11 protein-coding genes are annotated in these 11,971 nt (G+C 36.3%); 4 read left to right on the top strand and 7 right to left on the bottom strand.

What is annotated here, in order from left to right:
- Nucleotides 1-3 precede the first annotated feature (3 nt).
- A complete protein-coding gene (gene ruvA, locus ABXT67_RS07120) occupies nucleotides 4-585 on the bottom strand; it encodes a Holliday junction branch migration protein RuvA (protein WP_415376578.1) in 582 nt (193 codons plus the stop codon).
- Between the two features lie 202 nt (nucleotides 586-787).
- Here ruvA and ABXT67_RS07115 point away from each other — a divergent pair, with 202 nt between their 5' ends.
- The gene (locus tag ABXT67_RS07115; protein WP_415376577.1) at nucleotides 788-1,018 is read left to right on the top strand and encodes a hypothetical protein; all 231 of its coding nucleotides are present in this window, start codon (nucleotides 788-790) and stop codon (nucleotides 1,016-1,018) included.
- Nucleotides 1,019-1,082: 64 nt separating this feature from the next.
- Here the strand turns inward: ABXT67_RS07115 and ABXT67_RS07110 are convergent, their stop codons facing one another.
- Nucleotides 1,083-3,362 carry an NADP-dependent malic enzyme gene (locus tag ABXT67_RS07110; protein WP_415376576.1) on the bottom strand — a complete coding sequence of 760 codons (2,280 nt, stop codon included), beginning with the start codon at nucleotides 3,360-3,362 and terminating at the stop codon, nucleotides 1,083-1,085.
- 172 nt (nucleotides 3,363-3,534) lie between these two features.
- On the opposite strand from ABXT67_RS07110, the gene ABXT67_RS07105 reads away from it, so the two are divergent.
- Entirely contained in the window at nucleotides 3,535-3,714 is a 180-nt protein-coding gene (locus tag ABXT67_RS07105; protein ID WP_415376575.1) for a hypothetical protein, read from the top strand.
- On the opposite strand, the gene ABXT67_RS07100 is transcribed toward ABXT67_RS07105, so the two are convergent.
- The 5 genes from ABXT67_RS07100 to ABXT67_RS07080 all read right to left on the bottom strand — a co-directional run bounded on the left by ABXT67_RS07100 (nucleotide 3,690) and on the right by ABXT67_RS07080 (nucleotide 9,266).
- Nucleotides 3,690-3,899 (bottom strand): hypothetical protein, encoded by a 210-nt coding sequence (locus tag ABXT67_RS07100; RefSeq protein WP_415376574.1) that lies wholly within the window; start codon nucleotides 3,897-3,899, stop codon nucleotides 3,690-3,692. The two genes, ABXT67_RS07105 and ABXT67_RS07100, sit on opposite strands and share 25 nt — an antisense overlap.
- A gap of 142 nt (nucleotides 3,900-4,041) precedes the next feature.
- Nucleotides 4,042-5,001, bottom strand: coding sequence for a tRNA epoxyqueuosine(34) reductase QueG (queG, locus tag ABXT67_RS07095; protein ID WP_415376573.1), 960 nt, complete (start codon nucleotides 4,999-5,001; stop codon nucleotides 4,042-4,044).
- A gap of 93 nt (nucleotides 5,002-5,094) precedes the next feature.
- Complete coding sequence (locus ABXT67_RS07090) at nucleotides 5,095-6,435, bottom strand: cytochrome P450 (protein ID WP_415376572.1); 1,341 nt, start codon at nucleotides 6,433-6,435, stop codon at nucleotides 5,095-5,097.
- A gap of 2 nt (nucleotides 6,436-6,437) precedes the next feature.
- A complete protein-coding gene (gene ruvB / locus ABXT67_RS07085; RefSeq protein WP_415376571.1) occupies nucleotides 6,438-7,460 on the bottom strand; it encodes a Holliday junction branch migration DNA helicase RuvB in 1,023 nt (340 codons plus the stop codon).
- Nucleotides 7,461-7,721: 261 nt separating this feature from the next.
- The gene (locus ABXT67_RS07080) at nucleotides 7,722-9,266 is read right to left on the bottom strand and encodes a hypothetical protein (RefSeq protein ID WP_415376570.1); all 1,545 of its coding nucleotides are present in this window, start codon (nucleotides 9,264-9,266) and stop codon (nucleotides 7,722-7,724) included.
- Nucleotides 9,267-9,412: 146 nt separating this feature from the next.
- Between ABXT67_RS07080 and ABXT67_RS07075 the strand changes: the two genes are divergently transcribed.
- Together ABXT67_RS07075 and leuC are read left to right on the top strand one after the other, a co-directional pair.
- Nucleotides 9,413-10,588, top strand: a complete 1,176-nt coding sequence (locus ABXT67_RS07075; RefSeq protein ID WP_415376569.1) for a 2-isopropylmalate synthase — start codon at nucleotides 9,413-9,415, stop codon at nucleotides 10,586-10,588.
- Entirely contained in the window at nucleotides 10,589-11,971 is a 1,383-nt protein-coding gene (gene leuC / locus ABXT67_RS07070) for a 3-isopropylmalate dehydratase large subunit (RefSeq protein WP_415376568.1), read from the top strand.

The raw sequence follows: 11,971 nt of genomic DNA, 5'->3' as shown, positions 1-11,971 counted from the left end.
TACTTATAATTTTTTTAAAGCTTCCTTTATAATCTCTTCGACAGACGCTTCTGGGTTTTGCTTCACGATAGTATCACAAACTTTTTCAGCCTGTTTACGTGTAAAACCTAAGGTCTCTAAAGCAGATAACGCTTCATTTTTATTCGTATTGCTTGAAAGTTCAGAAATAGACTCCAAGCCGTATACTTTAATTATTTTGTCTTTTAAATCTAGTAATACTCTTTGTGCCGTCTTTGCCCCTATTCCTTTTACAGATTGAATGGTAGCCACATCACTTCCAGCAATGGCTTCGGTGATTTGTTGAGGGCTCAAGGAAGACAACATCGTCCTCGCAATACTTGCACCAATCCCCGAAACTGAAATAAGCAGTCTAAAAATTTCACGTTCTGCAACACCGCTAAATCCATAAAGGATGTGAGCATCTTCACGAACTTGTAGATGGGTAAACAATTTTACATTTTCACCTGATGGAAGTTGTGAAAATGTATGCAGGGAAATATTCACAAAATAACCTACCCCATTGCAGTCTATTACTACATCTGTGGGGGTCTTTTCAACAAGTCTACCTTGCAAGTGAGTGATCATTCCTTAAATAAATGTTAACGACGCCAAATATAATATAATTAATTGGGCTACACCACGGAAAATTAATACGTAATTATGGATTGAGAATTACGAAATATTATGCTTGACAGCTGTTTTTTGCAGTTAAAAAATTTGGCTTGAAAAAATGGCGTCCTATTGACAATGCTGAAAAGAACTATTACTCGGAGCATTACCGAAAAAAATGTTGAAGGATAAAATTTATGTAATAGTTTTTGGTGAAGAAAGTTATGGACCAGATTGCCCGTATCACCTATTAAAAGATTTTATTGTATGGGAAAACACACCTTCTGAATTTCGGTTTAAAATTTGGTCTTTTCATTCAAATTTTCTCGAAATCCAACTTTCCCTAAACGCGGGTAAACATCTTCTAAATCATTATAAATATCCTGCTGCTAGGGTAAAAGGCTATTAACGGTTGATCTAAAAAATTGTTAAAATTTTTTAGATCAACCGCACATTATAAACACCACTGCCTACTACTTCTCTCGTTTTTCCTTTTGTTGCGCATCTACAACAGCGACGGCGGCCATATTCACTATTTCTTCAACACTTGCTCCCAACTGCATAATATGGACAGCTTTGCGCATCCCTAACATTATTGGACCAATAGATTCTGTTTCGTTTAATTCTTTCAATAATTTATAGGTGCTGTTTGCTGAATCCAAATTAGGGAAAATTAAGGCATTTACCTTTTTTCCCGCAAGCTTAGAAAATGGAAATTTACTTTGAAGCATTTCAGCATTAAGCGCAAAATCTGTTTGTAATTCGCCGTCAATATGCATATCTGGATTTGTTCTATGAAGATACGCCACCGCCTCTCTTACTTTTGTTGCGTGAGGATCTTTGGAAGAACCAAAATTGGCATAACTAATCATGGCAATTACAGGTGTTAAACCAAACATTTTCATAGTATAGTTGGTCATTTGCGCAATCTTAGCAAGTTCTTTTGCAGTAGGATCTATGTTAATGGAGGTATCACTAATAAATAAAGGCCCTCTTTTAGTGAGCATTAAGTTTGTTGTTGCTACTTTATTAACCCCGTCAAATCTCCCAATCGTCTCTAGAACTGGCCTTACTACACTAGGATATGCTCGTGAATATCCAGAAATCATTGCATCTGCATCTCCTTCATTCACCATCATTGAAGCAAAATAATTACGCTCCCTCATTAATTTTTCTGCATCAAAAAGTGTCACACCACTGCGTTTCCTGTTTTCAAAATGTTTTTGTGCATATTTTCTTAACGTAGGTGCCTGGTCGTCGCTCTTTGGATCTATAATTTCTAATTCCTCATCAAACTCTATTTGCTGCATCAATTCTTCGATAACCTCTTTTCTTCCTAACAAAATTGGAGTCCCAATACCTTCTTCATGTACAATTTGAGCAGCTTTTAAAACATTCAGATGATCTGCCTCAGCAAAGACGATTCTCTTTGGGTTTCGCTTTGCACGGCTTGTAAGCAAGCGGATTATTTTATTATCACTACCCATACGCTCGTTAAGCTCTTCAATATATTTTTGCCAGTCTTGAATAGGTTCTGTTGCAACTCCACTATCCATAGCTGCTTTTGCAACTGCAGGTGGCACGGTAGAAATAAGTCTCGGATCAAATGGTTTAGGGATGATGTAATCAGTGCCAAAAACTAATTTTGTTTCGCCATAAGCAATATTTACTTGCTCTGGCACAGGCTCTTTAGCTAAATCTGCCAGTGCTTTGACCGCTGCCATCTTCATAGCTTCGTTAATCTTTGTAGAACGAACATCCAGTGCTCCTCTGAATATAAACGGGAATCCAAGTACATTGTTTACTTGGTTAGGATGATCACTGCGGCCGGTTGCCATAATAATATCATCACGGGTCTTAACGGCAAGTTCATATTCAATTTCTGGATCTGGGTTTGCCATCGCAAAAACAATAGGACGTTTTGCCATAGACTCCAACATTTTTGGAGTTACGATATTTGCAATAGAAAGTCCCACAAATACATCCGCATTTTTCATTGCTTCCTCTAAGGAGTCTATTTTTCTTACCGTTGCAAACTCAGCTTTCTCCTTAGTAAGGTTGTCTCTGTCTTTTCGAATGACTCCTTTACTATCTAACATTACAATATTGGCATCTTTTGCTCCAAACGCTTTGTACAATCGGGTGCACGAAACTGCAGCCGCTCCTGCACCACTAATAACTATTTTTACTTTGTCTATTTTCTTTTTTGTTATCTCCAAAGCATTCAATAATGCCGCAGCAGAAATAATCGCCGTACCGTGCTGATCATCATGCATAACAGGAATATTTAACTCCTCTTTTAGGCGACGTTCAATCTCAAAAGCTTCGGGTGCTTTGATGTCTTCGAGATTAATTCCACCAAAAGTTGGCGCTATATTTTTAACGGTTTCAATAAAAGCGTCTACATCTTCAGTTCCTACTTCAATATCAAAAACATCAATATCTGCAAAAATTTTAAAGAGGAGTCCTTTACCTTCCATCACAGGCTTTGATGCTTCAGGCCCTATATTTCCTAGTCCAAGAACAGCCGTACCATTGCTTATTACGGCGACGAGGTTTCCTTTTGAGGTATATTTATAAACGTTCTCTATATTTTTTACGATTTCTAAACAAGGCTCTGCAACTCCTGGAGAATATGCCAGTGATAAATCCCGTTGTGTTGCATATTTCTTTGTAGGAACAACCTCGATTTTACCAGGTTTCGGTTTTGCGTGATATAGCAATGCTTCACGACGTTTTGATTGTTTGCTCATAGGTGAGGATAATTAGTAAACTTTACTAACAAAGGTACTTAATTTTGAAGTTGGGTACCTCTTAAATTTTTCACAAGCAAAAATAAAAAAACACCTACTTTATAAAAAGAGGTCCTTCCTTCAAGCTGAAAAGATATTTGGCTAATAATTAAAATTAAAAGAACCGTTTGTAATGATAACAACAGCCACGATTGGTGTACTTAGCTTTGTCGTTAATTGGAAACTACCTATTAAAACAGTTGCAGCAGGATCATTCCTAGTTATTTTTAATTTTCCTGATTCGTGTCCTGCAACCTTAGTCCCTAAAGTTTCATTAATAAAAACACATTATATCAAATCACTAAATGGATAAGATCGTTCTACCACATCAAGCCGAATTGACAAGGCAAGTGAGTAATTAGCAGAATCGTTAGCTAAAACAGTAAATTCATTTTCTGAAGACGAATCAAGTGCAGAAATATCTGTTGCTACAAATACGTTACCCTCTGTTGTTTCCGTAAAATCTCCTATCCCATTAACACCGACCGGGTCGATCATTTCCGCAATGAGTGTAGCGTAATCCTCTCCAATACAAGAAGTTGTTATTAATGAAAGGTTGAAAATAATTGTAACTACGTCAGCTACTCTTTGGGATTTGTCACGATTTTAAATTTTAAAAGACTAACACGTTATTTAAAAATTATTCTTCGCGACTTAAAAAATCAATATTTCTCTTTAACCCTTCATATTTGGTTCGCTTTACTGGGCTTTTCTTGAAAATTTCGTTGAAGACTTCTTTGGTAATTTCTTCCCATTCCTTCTTAGATTTTGAAAGTAATTCTGGATGTGGATTAAAGAGTGGTTCTTTGTGAGATTTGCTAAAACGATTCCAAGGGCAAACATCTTGACACACGTCACAACCAAACATCCAGTCTTCCATATGGTTGCTAAAAGAGGCTGGGATGCTGTTTTTTAACTCTATCGTAGCATAGCTTATACATTTGCTACCATCCACTATGTAAGGATTAACGATGGCTTGAGTAGGGCAAGCGTCTATGCAGGCTGTGCAGCTGCCACAGTGATCTGTTACAGGATGATCATAGTCTAGATCTAAATCAACAATGAGCTCTGCAATAAAATAAAAAGACCCCACCTTTTGGGTCAATAGGTTACTGTGTTTCCCAATCCATCCTAAACCACTTTTTGCTGCCCAAGCTTTGTCCAAAACGGGAGCTGAATCCACAAACGCCCGGCCATGAACATCGCCAATTTCTTCTTGAATAAAGTGGAGTAATCCTCTGAGTTTTTCTTTGATTACAAAATGATAATCTGTCCCGAAGGCGTATTTCGAAATTTTGAAACTATCCTCTCGTTGTTGTTCTTCAGGGTAATAATTTAGCAATAGGGAAATCACACTTTTGGAGCCTTCAACCAATTTGGTTGGATCCAAGCGTTTGTCAAAATGGTTTTCCATATAGGCCATTTCTCCGTGCATATTTTTGTTAAGCCAAGCTTCTAATCTTGGCGCTTCTTCTTCGAGAAAGCCTGCTTTGCTAATACCACAAGACAGGAAGCCGAGGCGGGCAGCTTCAGTTTTTATTAGGGTGGTATTTTTAGTTTTGTTTTTCAATTCTTGAGAACATCCACCTAAATTCTCCATTAAAGGAGACATTTCACTCCTCCCCTTTGAAGGATTGGTTGGGTGTGGATGTTTATATATGCAATTAAAAACGCGATTCGGTTCAAGTCAAACTTATTTTCTCTCAAACTCCAAAAAAGCATTCTTAGGTTTCAACGTTATTAATGGTGTAATTTCTATGGGCGTTGTTTTTTGTTTTATATTGAAATTCTCAAGCAAGGTTGCAATTGCCAAGACCATTTCATACATCGCGAAGTTATTCCCAATACACATTCTTGGTCCTGCGCCAAAGGGGAAATAATAACCCGAATAATCCTTTGCTTGCATTCTTGAAAATCTCGTTGGGTCAAACATATCAGGCTGTTTCCAAAACCGTTCGTCATTTTGAATTTCAATTACCGAAAATAATAGGTTGGTACCTTTTGGAATGACCATTTCATTAAATTCATCATCCTGAAAATTTATTCGGTCTATAAAGTAAGCTGGCGGGTAAATTCGCATGGCTTCTTCTATTACATTTTTTGTATAAGGCGTTTCTTTTAAAAATGTCATTTGATCGCCATTAGCCAGTTCTTTTGCTGTATTAATTTCAGCACTAATTTTTTCTTGGACTTTAGGATGTTTGGCAATGAGCTGGGTTGTAAAAGATAGCGCGTTCGAAGTTGTTTCGTGGCCTGCAGTAAAGAGTATTAATATTTCGTCTATTAATTGCTCATCTTCCATGGCCTCGCCATCTTCGTATCTGGCATCCAGTAACATATCCAACAAATCATCTTCTTTTATTGAACTGTTGCGACGGTCATTGATTAACTCGCGTACAATTTCGCGACCTTCTTTTGACCTATCTACTGCTGCTTCAATTTTCCCGCTCAATTTAAAATACCAATTAAGGTATGGCTGTCGTAATTCACGAACTAGCATTTTTTGTCCATTTTCAGTAATATCTTGCAGCTCGGTTACCTGTTCATTTGTAATGGCACCGCTAAAAAGTGCCTTGGCTACCGTCTGAAAAGCAAGATCATTAAAGAGTGGAAAAACATCAAACGGCACTCCAGTTTTGATCTTTAATATTTCAGAAGTAATAGCATCTTGAATTTTATTCATCAATAATGCCAACTGTTTTTTATGAAACGCTGGCTGGATTAGCTTGCGCTGCCGTTGCCATAATTCTCCCTCTGATGTAAGGAGACCTTTGCCTATATATTTTGCAACATCCACTGTTTGGATGGGCGATTTTGTATAGTTGCGTTGGTTTTTTTGAAGTGCATATTGAAGAAATCCAGCATCACGACTAAAAACAACAGATTCTTTAAAACCGATATTTAACCGAAACGTATCTCCTTTTTCTTCAAAATTTGTGCTGTGAAAAGGTAGTGGATTCTTTAATATATCAATTGAATGTTTTAAAAATTTCAGTAATGAAACTTCCGGAATTTTTGATGTGCTTTTTGTCATATTTAAAATAATCCACCTTGGGTTGGACTTTTAATTTTTCCTAAATGTTTATATGCCGCCTCTGTAACTTCTCTTCCGCGTGGAGTTCTCATAATAAAACCTTGCTGAATCAAAAAAGGCTCATAAACCTCCTCAATAGTTTCGGGACTTTCAGAAACTGCTGTGGCAATAGTCGAAATACCTACAGGACCTCCTTTAAATTTATCGATAATTGTGGTGAGGATTTTATTATCCATTTCATCCAGACCGTGTGCATCAACATTTAATGCTTTGAGTGAATACTTAGCCATTTCAATATCTATATTTCCATCTCCTTTTATTTGCGCAAAATCACGAACTCTGCGCAACAATGCATTGGCAATTCTGGGGGTTCCTCTGCTTCGTCCAGCAATTTCTATTGCAGCTTCCATAGTAATTGGCACTCCCAAAATAATCGAACTTCGCTGAACAATGGTAGTTAATAACTCAGTTGTATAATATTGAAGTCTTGATGCAATCCCAAAACGAGCTCGCATAGGAGCCGTTAATAGCCCGGATCTTGTAGTTGCTCCCACCAATGTAAAAGGCGATAAATGAATTTGAACGGTACGTGCATTTGGACCAGACTCAATCATAATATCTATTTTATAATCTTCCATTGCTGAGTATAAGTATTCTTCAACAATAGGACTGAGTCTATGAATTTCATCTATGAACAATACATCCCTTTCTTCGAGATTGGTAAGTAATCCGGCAAGATCTCCGGGCTTATCTAGTACAGGTCCCGAAGTTACTTTTATCCCAACATTTAGCTCATTAGCAAGAATGTGCGCTAGGGTTGTTTTTCCTAGACCCGGAGGCCCGTGAAATAAAGTATGGTCTAAGGCTTCACCTCTCTGATTTGCCGCTTGAACAAAAATTTGCAAATTTTCTAAGGCTTGATCCTGACCTGTAAAATCATCAAAAGAGAGTGGCCTAAGTTGCTTTTCAACTTCTACATCTTGCGGGGTTAAATGTTCTTCGGTTGGATCTAGGTGTTCGTTCATATTACAAATATACGAAGGGAATAATTCATTATATGCTAGCGGCAGTATGAATTGAATATTTCAGAAATAAAAAACCGTGCTTATAAACCTCGTTTAAAAAAAAGACAATGTCTGTTGTTCAAAACAATCTATCTCGCTGGAATACTTAAAGTTTGCCATTATTAATAAATAAATAGTACGCTACAAATTTCTTGCGACAGCAGTCTTGTTTGTGGTATACTTATCAAAAAAAGGGAGCGGCCGTTTTACATATTTCTATAATTATGTATATTTTTCTAAATACTTCTCGTTGATCACTTGAGCGATAGGTTTTTTGTCAATTTTACTTTCTAGCCATGAGATTATGTCTAGATATAAAAATGCCCGACGCTCGTATGGATGGTCTTCAAAAGACTTGAGTGTCAACAGTAATTTCTTGAATGCATCCTTGATTTCGTGAGGATATATATACTGTAAACCCCGTATAAATTTCATCATCTCCAGTTGAACCTCATGGAGATCATTCATTTTAATTAAAAATTTATAAGTACTGCGAAGCAGGGCCTCTATATGGTAATCAAGTCCAGCTTCATAATGCGCTATAAGATTTAATACCCGCGAAAAACACAACAAATCTTCTCGCATTGAAAGTGTTTTATTTGAAATAATTTTATCTAGATATGCAATACATTCTTTATTATTTCCTGCTCCAAAATGCATGCTTGCAAACTTGAAATAAAACACCATTTTATGGTGCTCATCTATTTTATTAGAGAACGGGATTAACTCTTTTTCAATTTGTGGAATGAGCGCTAAACCTTCCGTAAAACTACCATCGATAAAGTACTTGTTTATACTATGAAAATTTGTGTAGAGAAACACTAAGGTTGCTACATTTTCGCCTTTTGGAAATTTTGGATCGCTAACAGTTGTTTGAAATTCAGTTAGCTTTAAAATAAATTTTGGTTTATTTCTAATAAAGTAAATAGACTCTAGCAAATAGTTATTTCCTTTCAAGAAAAACACTGGATTTAAATATATCATGTTTGGATTTTGATCAAACAAGTCCACCCATTTTGAAGCATGCTTATAGCAATTTAAAAAGTCTTGTAGAAAAAAACTATACCATAAATGGGCTTGATAAAACCATAGTTTTTCTCTAAAACCTAATTTTCTAATATCAAATTTTGGTAGTCTTTTGTTAAAATACTCGGTTACTAGACGGCCTTCTTCTTCGTTTTTAACATATCCTGTTTTTAAAATTATACTATAGAGTTGCAGTGACAAATTAGATAATTTACTAGCAATAACGTTTAAAGCACTTATCTCTTTTGCCTGGATTACTAGCTCATCTGCTCTTGTGCTTATGCTTCTTGTTATGTACTGTGCCTCAATAATTTTTTCAAACTCAATAATCTCAAAGGCAATGTTTTTTTCTTCATTGGCAATTGCTAAGTCTTTTGCCTTATCTAGTATTTTTAAACTTTGTTTATACAATCCTTTATGGTACAAAATGGAAGCAAAATCTAACTGTTCCCTAATTTGCAATCGCACGTCTTGGTGAGAAGGATTTAATTTTAAACTTATTAATATTTGCCTGTATAAATGTGCTTTTACATTCGCAATTTGCTGCTTTTTAACAATACCGCTTTTTAAAATAGAAGCTTCATTATACTCTTTTGCCTTATCAAATAAGTTAAAAAGCTTCAAGAACTTAGAATCAGAATTAACTCCGAGTCTACCAACATACAACTTAAACTGCCTCTTTTCAGATTTAGTCAAGGACTTTACGAGGGAAAATAAATTATCTTTCTGGGCTTTCATCATCACGTTAAAATAGATCTAAACTACTTATTTATAGTTATTTATAATATGTATTTGACTTTGAACGTCGTAAAATCAAAGAGAAGTCATCTATCAAGATAAATTCAAGGTATATTTTTACTAGACAATACTAAACTAAAAATTTATAAATGTCAAATAACCATATTCAAATCTTTGATACAACACTTCGCGATGGTGAGCAAGTTCCTGGCTGCAAACTAAACACAGCGCAAAAGGTTATTATCGCAGAACAACTGGATAATCTTGGAGTGGATGTTATCGAAGCAGGGTTTCCCGTCTCCAGCCCAGGTGACTTTAAGTCTGTCCAAGAAATTTCTAAAATAATAAAAAACGCTACCGTTTGTGGTTTAACCAGATCTGTAGAGAACGATATTAAAGTTGCTGCAGAGGCATTAAAATATTCCAAAAAGCCTCGAATACACACAGGAATCGGCACCTCCGACTCTCATATTATTCATAAATTTAAATCGAACAGAGCCGCGATAATAGAACGCGCTTACAACGCTGTAAGATATGCGAAGTCATTTGTCGAAGATGTTGAGTTTTATGCGGAAGATGCGGGAAGGACAGAAAATGAATATTTAGCTAGAGTTTGCGAAGCTGCCATAAAAGCCGGGGCAACCGTTCTAAATATTCCAGATACTACCGGATATTGTTTGCCAAGCGAATATGGCGCAAAAATTAAATATTTAAAAGAAAATGTAAAAGGCATAGAAAAAGCAATTTTATCTTGTCATTGCCATAATGATTTAGGGTTGGCCACTGCAAACTCTATTGAGGGCGTAATAAATGGAGCTAGACAAATTGAATGCACTATTAACGGGATTGGTGAACGAGCTGGAAACACGGCTTTAGAAGAGGTGGTAATGATTTTAAAACAACATCCTTACTTAAATCTAGACACTAATATTAAAACTGAAATGCTTTACGGAATGAGTCAATTAGTGTCTGATAGCATGGGTATTTACACACAACCAAACAAGGCAATCGTTGGCGCAAATGCCTTTGCACATAGCGCTGGAATTCACCAAGATGGTGTTATTAAAAATCGCGAAACATACGAAATCATCAATCCTAAAGATGTTGGTGTAACAGACTCTGCAATTGTATTAACCGCGAGAAGTGGTAGGGCCGCCTTAGCATATCGATCAAAAAACATAGGTTACGAATTAACCAAACTTCAATTAGATGAGATTTATGCTAGCTTTCTAACTTTTGCCGATAAGAAGAAAGAAATTAATGATGTAGACATTCATCAAATCATTGAAACTAGTAATGTGTATCAACAAATAATTTCTGCCTAGATGAAGAAAACACTATTCGACAAAGTTTGGGATTCGCACGTGGTAGACACCATAGAAAATGGCCCACAAGTTCTTTATATCGACCAGCATTTAATACATGAAGTAACCAGTCCACAGGCTTTTAATGAATTAGAAGATCGTAAAATACCTGTTTTTAGACCCAATCAAATTATTGCAACCGCAGATCATAACACACCAACAAAAAATCAACATTTGCCCATTGCAGACTTGCTTTCTAGAGATCAATTAGCCAAATTGTCTTCAAATTGCAAAAAAAATAATATAACCCTATACGAACTAGGCCACAAATACAACGGTATTGTACATGTAATGGCACCAGAATTAGGGATTACCCAACCAGGAATGACGATGGTTTGTGGAGATAGTCACACCTCAACCCATGGTGCATTTGGTACTATTGCATTTGGCATAGGTACGAGTCAAGTAGCACAAGTTTTTGCAAGTCAATGTTTGTTATTGTCTAAACCAAAGAGCTTAAGAGTCTCGGTGAATGGCTCTTTGAAAAAAGGCGTTTTACCTAAAGACGTTATACTATACATTATTTCTAAATTAGGCACCAATTCTGGAACTGGCTATTTTTGCGAATATGCCGGAAATGTATTTGAAGACATGAGTATGGAAGGAAGAATGACGGTTTGTAATATGAGTATCGAAATGGGCGCGCGAGGCGGTATGATTGCTCCAGACAAAACTACTTTTGACTATGTAAAGGGAAGAGAATTTGCTCCAAAAGACGAAGGGTTCAATAAAAAAGTAGCTTATTGGAAAACACTCCCAACAGACGAAGGCGCTACTTTTGACAAAGAATACTTTTTTGACGCAGAAGACATAGCCCCTATGATCACCTATGGAACGAATCCAGGAATGGGGATAAAAATTACCGGGAAAATACCTTTAGAAACGAATGCTTCATTTAAAAAATCCTTAGAATACATGAATTTTGAAGCTGGAGAAAGCTTGATAAACAAACCCATTAACTTCGTTTTTATAGGGAGTTGCACCAATTCTAGAATTGAAGATTTTAGAGTAGCCGCAAACTTTATAAAAGGGAAACAAAAAGCAGCAAATGTAACTGCTTGGTTAGTTCCAGGTAGTAAACAAGTGGAGGCCCAAATTATAAAAGAAGGCTTAAAAGAAGTTTTTAATGCAGCTGGTTTTGAATTAAGACAACCTGGTTGTTCTGCATGTTTAGCAATGAATGATGACAAAATTCCGCAGGGCGAATATTGTGTATCTACCTCTAACCGAAATTTTGAAGGAAGACAAGGACAAGGTTCTCGAACAATTCTTGCAAGTCCCTTAGTTGCCGCAGCGACGGCCGTTGAAGGTAAAATAATTGACATTACGAAACATCTTAATTAA

Origin of the sequence: Patiriisocius sp. Uisw_017, from assembly GCF_047731265.1 — a bacterium.
In the GTDB taxonomy this organism is placed as follows: Bacteria; Bacteroidota; Bacteroidia; order Flavobacteriales; family Flavobacteriaceae; genus Patiriisocius.
This window is presented reverse-complemented; position numbering and strand designations above follow the sequence as displayed.